15 protein-coding genes and 1 pseudogene are annotated in these 20,799 nt (G+C 43.2%); 6 read left to right on the top strand and 10 right to left on the bottom strand.

Features of this window, described 5'->3' with window-relative positions; translation table 11 throughout:
* The first annotated feature begins 73 nt into the window (after positions 1-73).
* Positions 74-1,327, top strand: a complete 1,254-nt coding sequence (locus ACJJIV_RS21120; protein WP_282932847.1) for a tyrosine-type recombinase/integrase — start codon at positions 74-76, stop codon at positions 1,325-1,327.
* Positions 1,328-1,442: 115 nt separating this feature from the next.
* Here the strand turns inward: ACJJIV_RS21120 and ACJJIV_RS21115 are convergent, their stop codons facing one another.
* From ACJJIV_RS21115 to ACJJIV_RS21105, 3 genes are all read right to left on the bottom strand, one after another.
* Positions 1,443-1,772, bottom strand: coding sequence for a hypothetical protein (locus tag ACJJIV_RS21115; protein WP_444890264.1), 330 nt, complete (start codon positions 1,770-1,772; stop codon positions 1,443-1,445).
* Positions 1,773-1,864: 92 nt separating this feature from the next.
* Complete coding sequence (locus ACJJIV_RS21110) at positions 1,865-2,362, bottom strand: SRPBCC family protein (protein ID WP_444890263.1); 498 nt, start codon at positions 2,360-2,362, stop codon at positions 1,865-1,867.
* A gap of 150 nt (positions 2,363-2,512) precedes the next feature.
* On the bottom strand, positions 2,513-3,358 hold the full coding sequence (locus ACJJIV_RS21105; RefSeq protein ID WP_444890262.1) for a MerR family transcriptional regulator: 846 nt from the start codon (positions 3,356-3,358) through the stop codon (positions 2,513-2,515).
* A gap of 160 nt (positions 3,359-3,518) precedes the next feature.
* Here ACJJIV_RS21105 and ACJJIV_RS21100 point away from each other — a divergent pair.
* The 3 genes and pseudogenes from ACJJIV_RS21100 to ACJJIV_RS21090 all read left to right on the top strand — a co-directional run.
* A pseudogene (locus tag ACJJIV_RS21100) lies at positions 3,519-3,674 on the top strand (helix-turn-helix domain-containing protein); the annotation flags it as partial.
* Positions 3,675-4,271: 597 nt separating this feature from the next.
* Positions 4,272-5,285, top strand: a complete 1,014-nt coding sequence (locus ACJJIV_RS21095) for a cytochrome-c peroxidase (RefSeq protein WP_444890261.1) — start codon at positions 4,272-4,274, stop codon at positions 5,283-5,285.
* A gap of 867 nt (positions 5,286-6,152) precedes the next feature.
* Positions 6,153-9,638 carry a fascin domain-containing protein gene (locus ACJJIV_RS21090; protein ID WP_444890260.1) on the top strand — a complete coding sequence of 1,162 codons (3,486 nt, stop codon included), beginning with the start codon at positions 6,153-6,155 and terminating at the stop codon, positions 9,636-9,638.
* Between the two features lie 136 nt (positions 9,639-9,774).
* Here ACJJIV_RS21090 and ACJJIV_RS21085 read toward each other — a convergent pair whose 3' ends face one another.
* From ACJJIV_RS21085 to ACJJIV_RS21075, 3 genes are all read right to left on the bottom strand, one after another.
* Positions 9,775-10,686, bottom strand: a complete 912-nt coding sequence (locus ACJJIV_RS21085; protein ID WP_444891738.1) for an SMP-30/gluconolactonase/LRE family protein — start codon at positions 10,684-10,686, stop codon at positions 9,775-9,777.
* Positions 10,687-10,719: 33 nt separating this feature from the next.
* A complete protein-coding gene (pcp, locus tag ACJJIV_RS21080; protein WP_444884801.1) occupies positions 10,720-11,388 on the bottom strand; it encodes a pyroglutamyl-peptidase I in 669 nt (222 codons plus the stop codon).
* Between the two features lie 286 nt (positions 11,389-11,674).
* On the bottom strand, positions 11,675-13,453 hold the full coding sequence (locus ACJJIV_RS21075) for a hypothetical protein (protein WP_444890259.1): 1,779 nt from the start codon (positions 13,451-13,453) through the stop codon (positions 11,675-11,677).
* 995 nt (positions 13,454-14,448) lie between these two features.
* On the opposite strand from ACJJIV_RS21075, the gene ACJJIV_RS21070 reads away from it, so the two are divergent.
* Positions 14,449-15,189 (top strand): site-specific integrase, encoded by a 741-nt coding sequence (locus ACJJIV_RS21070; protein WP_444890258.1) that lies wholly within the window; start codon positions 14,449-14,451, stop codon positions 15,187-15,189.
* Between the two features lie 126 nt (positions 15,190-15,315).
* A complete protein-coding gene (locus ACJJIV_RS21065; RefSeq protein WP_444890257.1) occupies positions 15,316-15,453 on the top strand; it encodes a hypothetical protein in 138 nt (45 codons plus the stop codon).
* A 236-nt stretch (positions 15,454-15,689) separates the two neighbouring features.
* On the opposite strand, the gene ACJJIV_RS21060 is transcribed toward ACJJIV_RS21065, so the two are convergent.
* Genes ACJJIV_RS21060 through ACJJIV_RS21045 form a run of 4 tightly spaced genes read right to left on the bottom strand, consistent with a single transcriptional unit; the run spans position 15,690 to position 20,743 of the window.
* Positions 15,690-17,294, bottom strand: coding sequence for an MFS transporter (locus ACJJIV_RS21060; RefSeq protein ID WP_444890256.1), 1,605 nt, complete (start codon positions 17,292-17,294; stop codon positions 15,690-15,692).
* Positions 17,295-17,341: 47 nt separating this feature from the next.
* Entirely contained in the window at positions 17,342-18,718 is a 1,377-nt protein-coding gene (locus ACJJIV_RS21055; RefSeq protein ID WP_444890255.1) for a diaminopimelate decarboxylase family protein, read from the bottom strand.
* 48 nt (positions 18,719-18,766) lie between these two features.
* Positions 18,767-19,924: an arginase family protein gene (locus ACJJIV_RS21050; protein WP_444890254.1), complete on the bottom strand. Its 1,158-nt coding sequence runs from the start codon at positions 19,922-19,924 to the stop codon at positions 18,767-18,769.
* A gap of 45 nt (positions 19,925-19,969) precedes the next feature.
* Positions 19,970-20,743, bottom strand: coding sequence for an SDR family NAD(P)-dependent oxidoreductase (locus tag ACJJIV_RS21045; protein WP_252081698.1), 774 nt, complete (start codon positions 20,741-20,743; stop codon positions 19,970-19,972).
* Positions 20,744-20,799 lie beyond the last annotated feature (56 nt).

The raw sequence follows: 20,799 nt of genomic DNA, 5'->3' as shown, positions 1-20,799 counted from the left end.
GAATATCGGATATTTTATAAATACCCGTTTTTCCGTATAATTTGCCGCATTCCAACAACAAATCCATATTTCTATGTCTGCTTCCAACCGGCCACCAGCACCAATCATCGACAACCTAAGCAATCTTGAGAATCCATTCCGCTGCACCAGCTTTTCAGCTAGCCGTTATCTCAGCAAACAGATTCCTGGTGCAGATACCGATCTGGAGTTCACGCTTAAGTTCCTTTACAGCTATAACGGCAGCCAGGCAACGTTTAACAGCTACCGCCGTGAACTTGAGCGCTTGCTGCAATGGGCTTGGCGCATTGAAGAAGTTTCAATAATGACTCTGAAGCGCGAACACATTGAGGAGTTTGTGCAGTTTTGCATTGAGCCGCCAATTGCCTGGATCGGGACTAAGAATGTTGCCAGATTCAAAACACAAAATGGCGAGCGCGTTGTGAATGCTGATTGGAGGCCATTCGTAGTCAGTGTGTCCAAAGTTGAGTTTCGCGCTGGCAAGACGGCTTCTCCCAAGGAGTTCCGGCCATCCCAGGCAGCGATCAAATGCATCTTTACTGCATTGTCGTCCTTCTTCGATTTTCTCTATCAAGAAGGCCTGGTTCCAGCCAATCCTGTGGCACTGATTCGCCAGAAAAGTAAGTTTGTTCGACGTGAGCAACAAAGCCAGGTTGTACGTCGAATCAGTAACTTGCAGTGGGACTATGTTCTGGAAACTGCTGAGATCATGGCCGAGACATCACCTACTGATCACGAGCGAACTTTATTCATTATGAACGCCCTATTCGCTATGTATTTGCGAATCTCTGAGTTGGTTGCGGATGAAAGATCGGCACCAGTTATGGGTGATTTCAAGAAAGATCGCGACGGAAACTGGTGGTTTCATGTTACGGGTAAAGGTAACAAAGGCCGGGCGATCACTGTTTGCGACCAAATGTTGAAGGCCTTGAAGCGCTACAGAAATTATTTGCAGCTCCCTGCTCTGCCCAGCATTAATGAGCAGACACCTCTGGTGCACAAGTCCCGTGGCAAGGGACCAGTTACCAGTACCCGACAGGTGCGCCTGATTGTTCAAAACTGCTTTGATGCTGCCCACCAACGGATGGTTGAAGAAGGCTTAGGGGAAGATGCAGAAGATCTCAAGGCTGCCACTGTGCACTGGCTCCGCCATACGGGTATTTCTGAAGATGTGAAGTACCGCCCCCGCGAGCATGTGCGCGATGATGCGGGACATGCAAGTATGGCTACGACCGATCGCTACATTGATTCCGACATGCGGGAACGACATGAAAGTGGACGGAGTAAGCGGGTAAAAGAGGAGCGGTAATACTACCGCCCTGCCCTATAATGAGGCTCGGGAGTCCTTAGCCGACCTTACTAGGTTTTCCGGAGTTCCTATTATGGTCTCCTTATCAATTGAGTTACGACCAGTAAACATGGAGTCAGATGATTTCGGAAGTTGGTAACTCAGGCTCTACCCGCCACTTCCTACCATAAATATTCTTCTGGCAAGGTTGCTGCTGTAGTGGAATATAAATATCGTAACTAATCACACCGACTTGAATATATATTCCGGAGCTGTCTTCACAGACAAATATGGGGAATTTTTCATCATAGTGAATATCTAACACCAACTCCTCTACAGTTTCTCTTGTATGGTAATATCGCAAAAATTGCTGAGGTATGTAACTGAGCTTCTTATTGTTTAAATGAATCTCAGGTGCTCCCTCTATTGCCACCTCTCGACGTCTTAAGTCTACTGAATACGACATTGAAAAACCTTAAGGGTAGCCAATATGAAATATTTGGGGGCTGTAGGTACTCAGCCCCCCAGAGATATCATTATTGCCTGTTGATATTACTGCTAAGCGGTCTTAGCTATGTTAAGTTTTATTTGTTCTTCTTTTCGCGGATGGACTTTTCCGGTTTCTGAAAAGACTTTCAACTCCTCAAGCACAACCTTGGCAAGTTTGTTAAACTGCCTCTTCATTAGTACTCCCATAATCTGAGCAAATATGGGGAGCAAAGTTACACCAATTTCAAAGCTAACTCGTGACTGCCCATTAGCAACCGGTTCAACTTTCCAAGTATTAATCATGGATCTAACAAAGAATGGCATACTAGATAGCTTTACCTCATAGGAAAAAGTATGCTGACCACTATCCACATTCACTAATGTTTCACTGGCAATGGCTCCATCAGGCAACTCGCACTTTCGACCATCACCTCTCGGTAAATCTGGATTTTCAGTGGATACAACAACGGCACTGGTCCAACTACTAATCTCGCTAAAATTACCTGATAATATTTCCCACACTTTATCAATAGAAGTGTTGATGTTAATTTGATTGACAATTTTCATTTGCACTCTCCCAATTAAAAATTATGACGTAAAAATAATGTATTCTGTTTTTAAGATATACGAACCCCTAAGCCTTAATTGCCTATTCATCAAAAATCTGATTTTTGATATGTTTTAATGTTCGATATCTATAGGACTTTACCTATATATTCAAACAGGAGTGGTTGGCCTTGTTACCGGAAATTGAATCTCACAAACGCAATCTTCAGGGTCCCCTTGGGATGGTGGCTTTATAAATATTTCTTTTGCAGGCCCTGATATTTGAAAATCACTATTCTCTATCCACCTACCTAGCTGAGCATATTTCTCATACCCGTTTTCAAATGCTCCTACCCTGATCGTAGAAATAACACTCTGCTCTGATTGGAGAACCCGCCCTTTAACTTCACTTCCTCCAGGTAGCAGTAGAGCTCTTTCGATACTCATCTTAACTGGAAACCCTACTTCGATATCTACGTTTTCAATACTAAAAGCATTACCGTGAAGTATGATCGTTAGAGGGCCAAGCTGGTCTTTCCCCGCCACGTCAGGTACATATTCCCTTAGCTCGGTCACCAAGTGGATTGTGTCAAATAGGTTTGGCATTATCTTTCTAACAGAATAGAAAGGCTGCTCAGCAGTGCTTTTTAGAATAATTCCATCGAAATTCAAACTCTCAGGCCTTTCAGCCTCTTTTAGGCGTGCTTCAATGATCTTTAGGTGATTAATTTGTTCCTGAACAGTTTGTTCTATTTGTGCTTTTCTCAGCAGTAACATACCTTGAATTTCTTGAACCGATACGTCCTGAAGAACCATGACCTTAATTTGTTCAAGCGAAATTCCCAGCTCTTTCAAGGCGATAATACGGTTTAATTCAGGCAACTGATTAGTGCTGTAGTATCTATACCCAGTGGACTCGTCTGTGTGATCAGGCTGAAACAGACCAATTTGGTCGTAATACCGTAATTGTGAAACAGCGGTCTGGGCTATTTTTGAAAACTCACCGATTCTAAACATAGTTCCACCTATCTGTTCGCCCTTCTGCGCGTGAGTTGAAGTATGGACTCTCAAGCCACTTGAGAGTCAACAGATAGATACAAGAAAGATCTCCTTGAGAGACAAAAAGTTATAACCGAAGAGTTAGATATAACTTTTAGAGCTTGAAAGGCAGAAGGCCCGCGAACTACTGGAAACGGGCACATTGCAAGTCGAACAGATCGCTTGGCAAGTGGGATATGAGGATGTCAGCGCATTCCGGAAAATGTTTCACAAACAGACCGGTCTTTCTCCTCGGGAGTATCGACAGAGATTCTCAGGTGGCTCTAAAATGTAATTCCCCAGAAAGGCGAACTAGGGGTGCTAATTGGGAAAGTAACCAATTTCACTAAAGAGATTGATCGAAGAGATTCTTGTTAAGCCCGGTAGCTTGATAGGCAGCGGAACGCCTCTATTTAGAATACGTAGACCAATATAAAAGTTAAACAGATATAACAATAAGATTAAAAGCTTCCTAAAAGCTCTAACTAAAAAGTTGACCACATTCAGATAGTTAAGGGGTCATTTATCGTTCGAGTAAATATTACACCACCAACCGACTAGCAGAAATACGAATCATTTCTCTTTGGAGATGCCGATAAGTATCCCCTCAACTCTACACTTCCTCCCCATCTCAGAAATTGCCCTGCAATTTTCAAAGGTAAATAGCAAGACATCAATTTTGCCAAAACCAGTGCACTCAATGTATAGGTCAAGTTCTGAATAATATTTGGAAAATATTTTGTGAACAATTCTGGATATTCCAAAAATCAACAAATTTTTTGTTAAATCATGGTATCAGCTGAACGAGCTCCCCTATATAGTGGCACCGTCTAACTTTGACTAAAAATAGGTTAGTTTTCATTCTTTTTTGAGATTTGGGAGAGATACCAAAGTGATTAAGAAAATTTTTTCGAAAAGAGATCTAAAGCTTCCAATCATTGGCAGCTTGATAGCGGCAGCAAGCTTGCTATCAACAACGGCAATAGCCGAAATTGATATAAATCAATTACGTCAACAATCAAAAATTATGTTCGGCACTCTCTCAGAAACTATGCCAGGCAGTGAGAATGACACCCCAGCTATGGTTGAGCTTGGAAAAACACTGTTCATGGACAAACGGCTTTCAGTAAATGATAGCCAGTCCTGTAACAGCTGCCATCAAGTAGGGAACTACAACGGTTCGGGCGTTGACAATGAAGCGACATCACCGGGAGCTTTACCTGGCACCAAGGGTGATCGAAACTCTCCAACGGTCTGGAATTCAGGATTCCAAATGGCTCAATTTTGGGATGGTCGCGCAGAGGACCTGAAGGAACAGGCCAAAGGTCCAATTCTAAACCCTGTAGAGATGGGGATGCCTTCAGAAGAGGCTGTTGAGACAAAGATTTCAAAAATTGCCGAATATCAAGAAAGTTTCAAACACGCCTTTGATAAAGAAAATGCTATCTCTTACGACAATATTGCTCAGGCCATAGCTGCATTTGAGCGCACCCTGATTACGAATGATCGTTTTGATGATTTTATGAGCGGCGATGATCAGGCTATGACAAAAAGTGAGTTAAAGGGCTTGCAAACCTTTATCAACACTGGTTGTTCGGCATGCCACAATGGTGCAACCTTGGGTGGAAACATGTACCAGAAGATGGGGCTAGTCAACCAATATCCACACCAAGAAGATTTAGGTCGTTATAAAGTTACAGGCCTTGAAAAAGATAAAATGATGTTTAAAGTTCCAATGTTACGCGATATAAGCAGAAGCGCTCCTTACTTCCACGACGGGCGTGTAGAAACCATTGAACAAGCAATTTACGATATGGCTTGGTACCAATTGGGGCAGAAATTAAGCACACAACAAGTAGATGATATTGCAACTTTCCTAAATGCTTTAGAGCATCAAATCCATTAAGGTATTTCCCACCCTTCGGGGTGGGCCCCTTTCGCTCTATTTAATTTTGGCTAGGCTCGCGGATTTTAAATCACTACTCATTGATAACTTATTATCACTCTGCCCTACCTTTGTGTATCAGCCACGTTCAGAGATAGAAGCTAGCGGACTAAACAGTTTCCTAATTGCTAACCAGTTGGTAATGTATAGCCCTCTAACAATATCTATAGCAAGTCGGAAAAGTGAAATCCATAGTGAGGTGTACAGTTTTAGCTATCGATTTGCGGCAGCTCCATTAAATTACCATTCACTACCTGAGCATTCAGTTATCAGTTGTCTTTATCGGAAGGTGTTCTGTCCGTTCAAGGTCAAGTAATCTGATTTATTCGGCGGAAGGTATCAAGTTAATCAGTAGTGATTAGTTTAGCTTTAGACGATAGTATCGAATTCACATCTTTTCAGCTATTAGCTACTAATACAAGTTGCGACAGTCATGCTTTTGCCAATTAGATTTATTTAGGTAAACCATTTGCACAAGGCAAGCCAAAGTCACTTTCTCAACACAGAAGCCTAAGGGTATTACGAAATTATTAACACAATATTTCATGAGATTGCAGAATCAACTTTTAAAAGCTTCGTGAGATCAGTTTCTCACTATACGCCATCTCTGTTTGACCCGATCAACAACAAGGTCTTACATTGCTGAACGAATTTTGAAGTTCGAACAGCTAGCATACATCACTTACTTTATCCAATAATAATTTAATATGCGGCATTGCATGAAATTCGTGGAACTTTCTAAATTATATGATTAATTTTTAACAAAAAATATTTCCCCTCCAAAGAGTTACTTCTATTTGGTCAAAAAAAACAATATAGGACTTGATCATGAAGCTCAAAAAAATAGGTGCGTGTATCGCACTTATGTTTATTCTAATTTTACCAGCATATGCCCATGCAGGATTGTGGGATAAATTTACAACCTGGGTTGTTGATACTTGGGATACTGTTGAAGAGAGAGTTGAAGAGATTATTGAGGATGTCGTTACAACTGTAGAGGATGGTGTAACGTCAGCAATTGGTTTCTTTGTAGATACCGGTGAGTGGATATACGATGGACTAACGACCGTGGTTGAAGGTTCACTTAATTTCTTCTACGGCGTTGCCGATGGTACAGTCACGGCATTAAATTACTTCGGCATGGATCTCGATATATCGGACTGGTTCACCACGGGGGGGCAGAATTCCGAGGACGGTGCGCGGCTGTGGAGCCTTACAGACTATGATACGTCCTCGCATCCTGCATATTTAAATGCCTTCCGTGATCGGCAGGTAGCTTATATCGAACGTGTTCTTGATTCATCCAAAGCCGAACCTAATAACGATCATTATGTACTCAGGGCATATTATGATTTACCACTGGATAAAGAGGCTCTGGCTCGGGGGCTGACCGATCTTTTTACACCAGGAAAGCACGCTTACAAAAACCCTGATATGCGCCTGATAGAATATATTAGGCTATTGGCAGAGAGTGATGAGTACGATGATATTATCCTGAGTGAAATTATCAAACTACCTTATTGGCAGGATGAAGATACTGAAGGAAAGCGAGTTTACACTTCTGAAAATCACGTACTTATGTGGCTATCTTCCAGCTGGTTACTATCTGAAATGGAAGGTTGGGATATAGGTGGTGGACCCGAAAAACTAAGGGAGCGTCTCGTACGTTATCTGGAGGTTAAAAAACAGTTTGGGGTATATGAGTCGACTTCAAATGTTTATAGCCCATTTTCCCTGACAGCATTGTTAAATTTATACGACTATGCCCAGGATACAGAGATTAAAACCCTAGCTGGACAGGTTGCCCTTATTTTTCTTAATGATATCGCTATGGTCACCAACGACCTTGGTGCTGCTATAGCCGTCGATTCAAGGACCTATGAGGGTGTTCACCAAGATCTTAACTTCTTGAATAATAAGTTCGCACAATATACCGCGTTGATTACTGGCAAAGGTCCACAAGATTTTACGGGTAGTACCCATATGGATATTTTTGCCATGACTACACTTGATGTAAGCAGTGTTGCCTATAACCGCCTTGAAAAACTAAATGGTGAGATTAACATAAGCTATTCTTCCGGCCACCCTATCACTGAAGTTGATACCGTATGGGCTGGGTTGGACCTCCAAGATAAGTTAATTTTCTCTCAATCTGCCGGCGCCTATGCCCACCCAGAACTGATTGATGAGATGCTGGAATATTACCTGAATCCACTTGCCGGTCTGAACTTCTTTTTGGAAGATTTGATTGTGGAGTCTAACCTGGCAGATGACGTAGTCGACATGTCAGGTGTTCTTCTTACTGAAACCAGTGCACCTTTCACCACAAGCTCAATTATTTCAGAAAAAACCATGGATCTGTATCGCCATGGCAATGTGCAATTATCGTCATACCAGGATTTCCATGCGGGGAATGCAGGTTGGCAGCAGCTGCCCTGGATAGCAACAACCGGTACTATACCGGTTTATACTCGTTCAGGTGCGGAATACGGTGGCTGGAAGGCTGGTGGCCAGGAGCAAATGAACACGCATTTACCCTATATAAAGCAAAATGAGAATGTAGCCATGGTTTTGTACAAACCTGCGATGGAGCTGCGCTTTATGGATGGTGTTAACAGAGCAACTGACTTCTTACCTGTAGATGACTTTCTAACTGCACCAGTAAATTTACATTGGCCAACAGAGCAATTCGATGAAGCAACCAGTTTCCAGAACTGGTTGTTTGCACGTGAGGGTGATGGTTATGTGGCTGTTTATCGTCACTGCCTGGATACCAAAACCTTTATTCGCAATGAGGAGGTTGTAGAAATTTATAGCTGTAGTGCTGATGAACAAGTCTGGGCAACAGTTGTTGGTAATACGCAGACTCACGAAAGCTTTAGTAATTTCATTTTTACTGTTTCACAAGCCAAGATCAAAAGCAAATGGTACTGGAGCTGGGCAGAGACCCGCCATGTATGGGAGACAACTTTAGAAGTCGATGGAAAGACCTTAAGTTTTGGCTGGGAAGCAAACGTAGATGATTTAACGGATAGAGAAATGTGGGAATTGGCCAGTGCTAATAACGCATCTACTATCGAAATGGCTTCGGTGAGTGGATTCCAGGTCAATAATGTAACAAACACAGAAACTAATACCGGTCATGGTAACTGCGAGAGTTCAAACGATGTGCTTTTACATCAAAACGTAAGCTTTAACGGTTTTGATCCAACAATATTACGTATGGCAGAGGCCGATAATGGTGAATGCTATCTGATTAACGTAGAAGACCAGTCACAAGATATGGAATTGATCCATGAAGGTGAAAAGGTCGATGTAGTGCGTTTTACTAACCGGCGCTTTGTAGGTGGCGAGGCTGATAAGGCTTACGGAATAAATCACGAATGGACTACTATAGAGTTGGACTTCAGTTATGAAAACCCTGTGGTGTTTGCTTCAGTAATTGGTATTGCCGGCACTGACCCGATAACAACTGAGATTCGTAATATCACTTCAACCAGCTTCGATGTGCGTGTTGCGGAGTTTGCCTGGAACGATGGCATCCATACATCGGAAGTGGTGCATTATGTGGTGATGGAGGCTGGTAGTTACTCAATTGCCAATGGATTGCAGCTTCATATTGGCGCCGTTGCACTGGAAGATAATTTGAGTGGCTCCCCGGACTTTGAAACTGTCGGGGTCGACTTACAGGATTACTTACTGATCAGCCAAGTACAAGGTAGTGACAGGGATGAAACACTAAGCACGCGTGTCAGAAATAAGAAAACTGGCACATTTGAAATGAGCCTGATGGTACAGGAGGCAAACAGTAATAATGAGGAGACTATAAAGGCAGTTGTAGGTTATATGGCTGTCGGAAAGCCCCCCGTTAAATCCTTAAAAGTGGCACTTAAAGGTGCCCACGGGAAGTATCTGGGCGCAGCAGGTAATGGAGGAAATGGCAAAACTGCCAACGCCAATGCCTCAGTAATTGGTAGCCATGAGACTATTGTCCTTACAGGAAATAGCCTGCAACAGGGTTGCCTAATAGACGGGGATGAAGTGTGGCTGCAAAGCACCGATGGTTATTACTACAGTGCCCAACAAAGTGGTGCTTTAGATGTCGATAGAACGGCTCGGTACAGCTGGGAAACATTTAAGTTGATCAACCATTCAGACAATACGGGCTGTTTACGAAATGGTGACTTAATTTCCTTATACAACCCGAAGCATGGTAACTACATCGTTGCAGAATCAGATGGCCGGGCTAATGCGAATCGCAAAGCATTAGGTTCATGGGAGAAATTTATTGTTTACGACCTAAACGATAACTAACAAGTACCAAGCGGGCACCCACATCCATTCTTACTGGGTTTGGGTGCTCTAATCTTGGGGGTTATGCATCTGCAAAATTATCCTGTGTCAATAAGCTAGGCAGATATTTATCAGTGATCCTGACTCGGTGGGCTTCTCAAGCTCCAAATTTTGGCTCCGGGAGCCCCCGAACACCAAGGCCATGAATAGCAAAAATACTACCTGGCTGCGGGTGGCGGGCCAGTTCCTCAGGAGTTACAAATGATTGCTGTGAAGTAACGTAGAGAGTTTCATAATTGTCGCCGCCGAATGTAATGCAGGTGGGACTTCGGATCGGTAGGTCAATCTCACGGTCAAGGCGGCCCTTAGGATCAACCCGTAAAATCTTACCGCCAAGATTCAAAGCAAACCAATAATACCCCTCAGAATCGACTGTTGCGCCATCTACAATCGCGGGCTTACGATCTTCAACTGAAAAGAACGGCCTTCGGTTGCTGATACGGCCCTCATCCATATCCAAGTCAAATACATAGACCATGCCACCAATGGTATCGCCAAAGTACATACGAGTGTCTTCTGGATCAAAGGCAATTCCATTGGAACATACAAAGGAAAAGTCCTTAGCAACCTGGCGCACGCTAAAATCAGGCTCAAGGCAATATAAATGAGAGACTTTACCTTTCAATTGCGTATCCATACTACCGCACCAAAAACGCCCTCTTCGATCGATCTTTCCATCATTCAACCGGTTTTGGGGTAGATTCGGTTCCGGATCAACAACTGTCTCAAACTCCCCTGTTTCAAGGTCAATGGTGCAGAATCCTGAATTGGCAGCGCCAACTAACCCTCTCCCCTTACGGAAACCAAAGGACCCTACCTGCTCCGGCATTTCCCAGGTCTTTCTTTCACCAGTAGAGATGTTTAGCCGCCGAATCGATGGCCGCCGGGGCCCTGCCAAATCAACCGAAGGGCCGACATGATCGGCCCAGTAGATAGAAGTGTCTTCTGCATGCCAGATGGGTGTTTCTCCCAATCCATCGTTACACTCCCAAAGACATTCAATCTCCATTGTCAAAACCCTTCTTAGTAGCTTCAGTAGGCCTTAGACTTGAAACTTGGATGGAATAGGAACATCAATATCCTCAGTATGTAGCAATGCGGCCTCTATTCCAGCATGGACACCAAGTGCTGAGGTCTCTCTGGACATGCTGGGTGTACCAAGGTTTTCGGGCAAAGCCGCTACTTGAGGTAATTGCGGAAGGTGAATCCACCCTGCGCGTATATCCAGCTGATTGCTGGCAATAAAGTGCAAAACGCCATACATCAAGTGATTACAGCAAAAAGTGGCGGCATTATCCGAAATATCTGTAGGCACTCCGGCTTCACGCATTGCCCTAACCATAGCTCTGAGAGGAAGATTACTACGATAGGCTACCGGCCCATTGGCAACCGTAGGTGCGCCCTGCATCTCTACGCCACGATTGTCCTTCAGGTTGTATCGAGTAGAATCGTTAAAATTTTGAGCAATTCGCTCTATAGTAACCATCGATCGCCCACCATATTCACCCATCATGATCACTATTTGTGGGCGGAGCTCATCTATAGCGCTAGTTACTACGTCAATACACTCAAAGAAGTTACTAGGAACCAGGATTCCAAAAACATCAGAATTCCCAATACGGGTACCATCCAAAACACGCATTACCGATTCTGCAGGATTTATTGGCGTATGCCCGAATGGTTCAAAGCCGGTCACTAAAACCTTTTTCATGACAATACTCTTTGAGTCGTTTGAAATTGGCCTTCAGAAATATGTTGTCTGATTCTATTTATCAAGAATAGAAACTTTTAAGGGCTCAGACTTAAAAGAACGGTTTTATACGAATACTGATTAAGTACTTTACTTGGCCGTCCACACAGTTGGACTGTCCAGGTTAAGTGTTTAATTTTCACCAATACCTGCTGAGCTTTCATCCATCATCCAGCAAAGTCATAACACAATCCAAACTCTTAACTCCTTGCTGGGTTGCAAATTCGGCTACAGTGAAGACACTGAACTAATCAGACTTCGCCCCATCCACGGATTTCTGCTGAACCGGTGTGGTCGGTGCATACCGATACAACTCCCAACCCCCTTCGGGATTTAGGTGGAAGGGGTTTACGGTGCCCAGCCACATAAAAGTTGGGTGGTTAATCATCGTACGGAAACCGAAATTACCCGAATTACCTACACCATTTATAGTGGCAGGGATTGCTTGTAGATCTGGAGAGAAAAAACGATAGAGTTTTGCACCAGAGATTGATGGGCTGGATAACGCATCCTCAAGGAGCATCAGCAATTCCGAGGGAAGCTCACCCGCAAGATCAATTACACTCGGTATAAGTGAGCTGACGTCCAGTGTAGCCAGATACAGATTGTCTCCAGTCACTCCCAGGCGCCAAGTGTATACATTAAACAGCCAGCCCAGTCCGGCTCCCCCTAGCTTTGGAGACCCTGACAAGGTTTGTGTTTCCACAAACTTGTTGAGATCGGGGTCCCAAGCCTGAACCGTTTCATACCCATAGAGAACTTCAACATTTGGCTGCCCTTCTCCTTCAAAGTTGTCCCCGCGGAATACGGTTGTTGCTCTATGGGTTGCCATAATGGTGTCCAGCTCTCCAATAGGAGTACCCCATGTCTCACCATAGGCGAGAACATGGCTCCTGAATCCACCGAACGGAAAGTTGATCGTACCCCAGTAGAGATTCCCACGCCATGAAGTAATATCTCCACCGGCATAGGCTCGAGCGCTGACAGGGTCTGGCTCGTACTCGCTAATATTCCAAACTTCCTCCCACTCTTCGACATCATTAGGCATGAAGCCACCCGAAGGTATTTGGGGACTCATCACTATCCCGGCGTAGGCTTGCACCTCTCCTGTTTCAATATCACCATTCGGCCAGGTAGACGAAAATATACGCCCGTTGTGTATCGTCATGTCTGCCGGAGTACTTTCCATAGTACCGATGATTTCAAAATGGAATGGATCATCGAGATTGCCCATCCAACGCAGAACCCGGCCCGCCCCACCAAGATCTTCATGCAATCGCACACCGGTATATAAAACGCCTTCGTAGTTAAGAAACTCACGGATATTCGAATATTCAGAAAATTTCTTTGAGCCCAAATACCGTCCGGTACTTGCCTGCCAAGCCAACATGATAATGCTGTTACCACTGCCAACGCCGGCAATTCCCTCCTGTATACCACCCGGCCCGGCAAGAAAAATCACATCGTCCGCGTAGCCACCCGAGCGTAATCCAAGGATGTCCTGTAGAAGCGGATCGTAAGTGGGAGTAACTTCTGTGACTTCAAGTGTACAAGTATCCATACGGTAGGCAGAGGGAGCCCGCCAGTCCCCAAGGTTCTTAAGGTTTGGATTTTCCTGAGCAAGTATCCCATCGGCAAACTCGCAAACCCAACCCTGCGTTGGGGCTAATAGCGGTGTCAAAACTGCGGTTGGTGACGCTTGTGCGGTACAGAGAAAATTACTGCCGGTTCCCCAGTATAAAAATTGGGGAGATTCAGCCATTCCCCAAATCCGCGTACCATTGCGTTTAGGTTCTCCTGCCGAACAGATGCCGTCCACTAACTCTGGATAAGGTTGACCAACTCCATTGAAGCATTCATCGACTGGCGCTTTAAATAGCTTGTCAAAATGCGGCTTAACCCGTTTGCACATTTCATCTGGATAAGCCGAAGTCCCTATTTCTGGAATAGCCAATTGGGCTGTGGCGGAAATTGGAACTGTGGAAGTAAAAAGTAACGAAAGTGCAATATATGATGTGGTTTTCATCAGCATCCCCTACCCACGACCGCTACTGCGGAAGGTTCAACGATTGTTGTCCTTAGTTATTGCTAGTTTGGCGCACTAACAAAATCCAAGACTATGTAGAGATTAGGCGGCAGCGGGATAAAGGAAATGATTTTTACTAGGAATAACCCGCCAAATATTGTTTGATCACAACCGCTTGATGAAGTCTTAAGAGTCACATCTTTGAAGCATAGATCTGTAGAAAGATAGCAGAAGCGTTTTTCAGATAGACGTGAACTTAGTCTCCATTAACTAAAGCGCAATCTACAGGCTTATACCTCGGTATGTCGAACAATGCCTAGCGACACGCACCTCTCACTGAAAGAGTGTGTACTTAGACTCTCTCTGATATCACACAGCCTGTAATGCACCGCCAACAAGTGTGGTACGGCGCATCACGATTTCCGGAGCGAACCTGACCTACATATACAGGGTTTTTTCTGCCTCAATTTGTTGAGGAGGATTGGCGATATTCCAAGGATATTGCTGTTAAGGCGTACGTTGTTCAGAAGTTGGGGCAAACCTATTCGCTGATAGTTGGCTAGCTTTTAGTGCTTAAACACTATCAGAATGAAAGGGTTATGCTATGCCATCGCTAAAAACTCTCTCTAAGCATACTAGGAGTAGTTAAAGACAAGGCAGAATTGAAAACCTTATCCAAGGCCGAATACTGGTCGTTCAATTAAGTACTTTACTTGGCCGTCCACTGCATTCCAACAACAACTTCATTTCCTTTCTATGTCTGCCTCCAATCAATCACCAGCATCAATCATCAACAACCTGAGTAATTTTGAGAACCCATTCCGCTGCAGTAACTTCTCCGCTAGCCATTATCTCAGCAAACAGATTGAACCGATCTGGAGTTTACGCTCAAGTTTCTTTACAGCTACAACAGTAGCCAGGCTACGTTTAATAGTTATCGCCGCGAACTTGAACAACTACTGCAATGGGCTTGGCGTATTGAAGAAGTTTCAATCTTGTCGCTCAAGCGTGAGCATATAGAGGATTTTGTTCAGTTCTGTATTGAACCGCCACTTGCCTGGATCGGTACAAAGAATGTAGCCCGGTTTAAAACTAGAAACGGCGGACGTGTTGTTAATTCAGATTGGCGGCCATTCGTAGTCAGTGTATCTAAGGTTGAGTTTCGTTCAGGTAAGACACCATCCGCCAAGGACTTCCGGCCATCTCAGGCGGCCATCAAGTGTATCTTTACCGCACTGTCTTCTTTCTTCGACTTCCTCTTTCAGGAAGGCTTGGTTCCCACCAACCCTGTGGCATTGATCCGGCAAAAAAGTAAGTTCGTCCGGCGTGAGCAACAAAGCCAGGTAGTTAGGCGCATCAGCAATCTGCAGTGGGATTATGTGTTGGAAACTGCTGAGGTTATGGCAGAGATGTCACCACTTGAGCACGAGCGTACATTGTTCATTATGAACGCCCTATTCGCTATGTATCTGCGTATCTCTGAGCTGGTTGCCGATGAAAGATCGGCACCCGTTATGGGTGACTTCAAGAAAGATCGCGACGGAAACAGGTGGTTTCACGTCACCGGTAAGGGGAATAAAGGCCGAGCCATTACCGTGTGCGACCAGATGTTAAGTGCCTTAAAGCGCTACAGAATCCAGTTGCAGCTCCCTGCTCTGCCCAGCATCAATGAGCAGACACCCTTGGTGCAAAAATCTCGCGGCAAGGGACCTGTCACCAGTACACGCCAAGTTTGACATATCGTACAGAACTGTTTCGATGCCGCTTACCAACGGATGGTTGGAGAAGGCCTTGGTGAAGATGCGGAAGACTTGAAAGCTGCCACGATGCACTGGCTAAGACACACTGGAATCTCCGAAGATGTGAAATATCGTCCCCGGGAACATGTTCGTGATGATGCAGGCCATGCAAGTATCGCCACAACCGATCGCTATATTGATTCCGATATGCGGGAACGGCATGAAAGCGGACGAAGCAAGCGGGGTAAGGAGGGGCTGTAAAACTACTGCCCTACTCTACTAACAAGTATGCCCTATTCGCCGAGGCGTTTGTATTATGCACGCGGTTGCTGTGCAGGATCTTCTTATGCGTAATTGGGAGGAAACAAAAGCCTGCGTACTAAAGACCTTTTTAGAGTTACTATCTAGTTAGACATCAATCATTTTGCGTTAATCAAGGGGAATATTTATAGATGTTGTGAATTACAAGATAATCACTAAAGTCTAACCTTTTACTTTCACCTCAAGATTCTGTTAGGCAAAAAAAACATCAACACCAATGAAAGCAATAAAAATATATTTATAGAAAAAAGGGCGTTTTTCAGACCAGTATTTGCGGCTCTCGAAACTATATCTGAATAAGCTAATCTGATTTTTTCTGGCAACTCTGAGACATACTTTTCTTCTTCAGGGACAGAGATACTATTAAATATATCTTCTAATTTGACAACCTCTTCCTGGCGAGTTCTATCTGATAAGGTTTTTCCCTCTATATTGGCATACGAGTCTGCCATACTTGCATATACGGATCCAAAAAGTATAGAACCCGCAAAAGCCACAGCAAAACCTTGCCCTAATATTTCTTTCATAGTTTCAGTTAAACCTGACGCTGCTCCACTATTTTCAGGTTTAACATTCATCATCGTAACTCCCGTATATTGGGCCATTATTAATCCGCCCCCTATTCCCGCAATAATCATAGGAACTAGCAACACAAGAGGTGTCATATCCATTCTGGCCAACTGCCCGGATAACCATATTCCTAGGAGCATACAGATTGCACCAAAAATCAGAATCCATTTTGGTGCAATTTTTTTTCCGAGGGGTGGAGTTAAAAATGATAATATCGCTAAAATTGCTGTGAATGGTAATGTTGTTAGGGCCGTAGAGAGCGAGTCCATCTGAACACCAGCCTGTAGATATACAGAAACAACAAACAGAAACCCCGCATTTACCAGAAAAAAGAAGCCACCAATGAACAACCCTAATGAAAATGATATATTTTTAAACAGAGTTAAATCTAACAATGGGACTTTCCCCTGCTTCTTCAATCTAACACATCGAACAATAAACAAGAATATTGCAATTAGACTCACCCCATAAATAATTGGAACAACTGACAGCTCTCCAAAGGTAATAGTGTTTCCAGCGATTACTAATGGCCTCTTCTCCCACAACCAACCATACTGCCCAGCAAGAGTTGTGCTTACTAAGAAGAAACCAAAACCTAGCGTCGACAAGATGACACTTCTGACATCTATGCTTATCGTTTTATCGCCTTCTGTTTCAGGAAGGGAATAAGCCATCAATAAAGTAATTATTCCAAATATAGGAGATAAAGAAAGTGATACGCGCCAATTAACATTGTCAGCTATTAAACCAACAATTACTGGAGCTAATGCCGATACAGCTGAAAGAACAGCTCCATAAACCCCAAAAGCCAACACCCTCTGGCTACCATGATAATAATTCATGATTAAAGCGATTGAAGTGGGCACAACCATAACCATCCCCAGAGGCCACACAATGGCCCACCCTATAATGAAAATAAGGGTATTTGGGCTTAAAATGACAATTATCATCCCAAGAACATAAATGGCCACTCCAATAGAAAATATTTTCTTTTCTCCATATTTATCACCGAGCCTTCCTGCTGTCACCATTAATGCCCCACCAATTAACGAAGCAGAAACAATAACGGCCTGTAAGGTTGAAACCGTGCTTTGAAGGTCATTTACGATCGGAGATATAAGAACATTTACACCAAAAGTTGTTATATAAAGCATCACATTTGACAGAGAAATAACAATCATTGGAAACCAGCTGCGCTCAACTTTTGACATTTTATTTAATCTTAAATTAAGAGCTGAAATACTAAGGCTAATGATAACTAGTTAATCCATGGAGGAATAATATCCCGTTGAAACACCTCATCTTGTGTTTCAGGTCGCTTAATCCAGCTAGCTTTATGTCCACTCACCAATAGCATACCCGGTCGAGGGAGAGCGTTAAAATTACACGCATAGGTTTCTATATATGAACCAGTATTGAGGAACGCCAATATATCTTTTGCAGCAACTTCTGGCATCATGACTTGCTCAGCAATACATTCATAATTACACGTTATTCCTACAACATCATATGGAGCATACTCGGGTGAATTTGCTCTGTTGGCTAATAAAATATCAAATGGAGGATTTGTATTTAAGCTGCCTATACCTAGAAAACACTCAGAGGTATCAGTCTCTATCCAACTGCGGGCAATATAGTTTCGTTCCAATTTTATGTTATGAACTTTTGTTAAATGGATAGCAGTTTCATTGTGGAGTGCTCTTCCTGGTTCAATCTCAAGTACAATCCCTTCGGTTGAAAGACCTAGTTTTTGCATTGATTTTCTAAATTGCTTAGTAATCGTCTTTGCATAATCTTTAGGTGTAGGAGTTTCATAATCCGTTACCGGGACTCGGGTCTCATGATCATTAGAGGCTGCAAAGCCACCACCCACTGAAACTATTCTCGGTACCCAATCCCCTCCCATTAACATACTTATTTTACCTATAAGTGATGCATAGTCTCTCATTAAAGCCTTCCAGAAGGCCGCTTTCTTAGAATGGCGTCCTGCATGAGTATGAACGCCTACGAGATCACACCATTTCGAGCTTTTAAGCTGTGGAATCATATCTACAAGCTCACTGTGAGGGATACCATACTTAACAGTTTGTGTCATTTCTCGAATAGTACGATCAGGGTAAAAATCTGAATTTAGATCAAGATTCTTTAGCCAGGGCTTGACTCTAAGTATTACAGTAGCTTTCTTTTTTAAAAATTTAGCTTCCTGCTCACAATATAAAAGCTCTATAGGACTATCTAAAACAATGGGAATACCTAGATTTATAGCTTTACTTATAATCTCTCGCCCCTTAATAGATCCATTTACAGCTATATCCTTTAATGGAACGTTTCCTCGAAGAGCCAGCTCCAACTCCCCTTTACCGAAAGTGTCACAACCGGCCCCTTCTCTTGTCAGTATTTTACGTATTGCTGTAACAGGATTTGCCTTAATCGCTGCCATAATTCTGACCTTACCCTCAGGCCATTCAGACTCAAATGCCTTCCTGTATGATCTTAAGTTTTTAACCAAATGGTTTTCTGATACAACAAATAATGGGGTTCCATATTTCTCAGCAAGCTCAACCGTATCACAGTCTTCAATGAACAAATGGCCATGCCTAACGGATAGAAATTTATTTAAATATTTATATTCCATGCAAAGTCCATTTAAAGTAAATTAAACTATAAAATCCTCATTTGTATATCACAGGCTTGCCTTACCCATAGCTAAAGGCCATTCAGTCTTTTGTTTTTCTCCCTTACGCTTAGCTACACAATCCGCCAGCCAACAGAGCAGTTTCCAACTAATACCGCATGCTATATATGCGTCTCTATGTGTAGAGTCTAGGTATGGAGCATATTCACATACATCAGCACCAACAAGATCAATGTCTCCATTTTTTCTGAGATATCGAATAATGTCCCATATTTGTCTAGACTTTAGTCCAAAGGGTTCCACCGCTGAATTGGAAGCATTATCCGTAGCGTCAAGGCTATCGAGATCTAGAGTGAAATATGTAGGTCCATCTCCAACAACCTCTAAAATCCTTTCTGCAATTTTGTCCGTCCCCAGCTCAAATACTTGATCGGCAGTATAAGTAGTTACGCCAAAATTTTTTGCATGTCCACCAACCAAGGCTGTCATCCTTCCCCGGATACCCATAGTTATCATACGTTCTGGGTCGAGATATCCCTCTGCCATATTTTTAGTGAATTGATTGCCAGAGTGATATGGATATTTAAAATCCGCGAAGGTTACCAGGTCATAATGCGCGTCGAAATGAATCAAACTTAATGGGCCAAATTTTCTGCCGAGAACATTAATTGGTGCATAGCTAATTGTATGATCACCACCCCAGGTAAATGTGACACAGTCATTATCTAGAACTATCTTTTCATATTCCTGGATTATTTTAGATACCTCATCAGACAAATCAAATCGCCCGTAAGTATCAATATTTCCATAATCTATGATTCTACATGTATCGAAAGGTATATCCCAACCTCCATCAGGACTTGGTTCGATAGTCCCCATGGCATTCTTTGAAAACTCACGAAGGACTTTTGGACCATATTTATGAGATGCATTCATCGGCGCAGCCTTTTCTAAGGGCTGGCCAACTATTACGAGGTCTGCATTTTTACAGTCCCGAGAGTAAGGCGACATAAAGCCACCTAAATAATCCTTGTTTAGGTTACCAACAACTTCTAATCCAACGCCGCCCATCTTACCCATTCTTTGTAGGTGAGCAGCTACTTCCGGGTCTATCCCATCAGAGCTTCTAGAATGTTTCCATAAATCCTGAAGACGTGCTTTTTTCTCTTTCGACATTTCTGGATAAGGGTAATTCCTTTTACTCATTTTTACGTCCACTTAAATAACAATATGAAACACCTTAAATTATATCTAAGTATGAGCCAATTTATTGAATGCAGAGATAGAAAGCCCTGCACTAAAACCACCATCAACATTAATGGCTTGACCATTGATAAAGGTACAGTCATGTGACGCCAGAAAATGTATCAAAGCGGCAATTTCATCTGGATGTGCAATGCGTCCCAAAGGAACAGCAACTTTTTCCATAGCTAATTGGGGTTCACCACCTTCTGCTTGGGCCATTGGTGTATCAACGGAAGTTGGGCATATGGCATTTACCCTAATATTTTGTGCCCCTAACTCCAATGCTGCTGTCTGTGTAATACCAACGACTGCCCATTTTGATGCAACATATGGAGCAAGGTAAGGAACGCCAGATTTTGCGGCGGCTGAAGCAACATTGACTATGGAGCCACCATACTTCATATGAGGTGTGGCGTATTTTATACCAAAAACGACTCCCATTGTATTGACGCTGTAGTTTGCCCCAAAGTCATTGCAATCTACGTTAAGCAGCGTTTCATATCCTTTGTTTATGCCTGCACAATTAACCAAAGTATCTATTTTCCCGAATTTTTCTGCTGCGTAATTCATTAATTCTTTTACTTGTGACTCACTTGATACGTCTGTTTCAACAAAGTCGCCGCCTTCTATATCCCGAATTGCATTATCCCCACTACCAATACCCGCTATAATGACGTGAGCGCCAGCCTTATGAAAACGTTTTGCAGTGCTCAATCCAATTCCTGAGTTTCCTCCAGTTATCACTGCCACTTGGTCATTAATGTCAAAGAATCTATTCATAGCTTATTTCTCCAAAATCCGGTTCTCCTAGGAACTGTTAGTTTTCGGCTGCTATC

The sequence above is a fragment of the Microbulbifer mixtoriginis (SeqCode) genome, assembly GCF_052466765.1.
Note: the sequence above shows the minus strand (reverse complement) of the source record. Positions and strands in the feature narration are given on the sequence as shown.

Excerpts from the sequence above, each read along its gene's own strand:
- ACJJIV_RS21050 (WP_444890254.1), bottom strand. The coding sequence starts at position 19,924 with ATGAGTAAAAGGAATTACCCTTATCCAGAAATGTCGAAAGAGAAAAAA.
- ACJJIV_RS21105 (WP_444890262.1), bottom strand. The coding sequence starts at position 3,358 with ATGTTTAGAATCGGTGAGTTTTCAAAAATAGCCCAGACCGCTGTTTCA.
- ACJJIV_RS21090 (WP_444890260.1), top strand. The coding sequence starts at position 6,153 with ATGAAGCTCAAAAAAATAGGTGCGTGTATCGCACTTATGTTTATTCTA.
- ACJJIV_RS21120 (WP_282932847.1), top strand. The coding sequence starts at position 74 with ATGTCTGCTTCCAACCGGCCACCAGCACCAATCATCGACAACCTAAGC.
- ACJJIV_RS21110 (WP_444890263.1), bottom strand. The coding sequence starts at position 2,362 with ATGAAAATTGTCAATCAAATTAACATCAACACTTCTATTGATAAAGTG.
- ACJJIV_RS21115 (WP_444890264.1), bottom strand. The coding sequence starts at position 1,772 with ATGTCGTATTCAGTAGACTTAAGACGTCGAGAGGTGGCAATAGAGGGA.
- pcp (WP_444884801.1), bottom strand. The coding sequence starts at position 11,388 with ATGAAAAAGGTTTTAGTGACCGGCTTTGAACCATTCGGGCATACGCCA.
- ACJJIV_RS21075 (WP_444890259.1), bottom strand. The coding sequence starts at position 13,453 with ATGAAAACCACATCATATATTGCACTTTCGTTACTTTTTACTTCCACA.
- ACJJIV_RS21055 (WP_444890255.1), bottom strand. The coding sequence starts at position 18,718 with ATGGAATATAAATATTTAAATAAATTTCTATCCGTTAGGCATGGCCAT.
- ACJJIV_RS21045 (WP_252081698.1), bottom strand. The coding sequence starts at position 20,743 with ATGAATAGATTCTTTGACATTAATGACCAAGTGGCAGTGATAACTGGA.
- ACJJIV_RS21060 (WP_444890256.1), bottom strand. The coding sequence starts at position 17,294 with ATGTCAAAAGTTGAGCGCAGCTGGTTTCCAATGATTGTTATTTCTCTG.
- ACJJIV_RS21085 (WP_444891738.1), bottom strand. The coding sequence starts at position 10,686 with ATGGAGATTGAATGTCTTTGGGAGTGTAACGATGGATTGGGAGAAACA.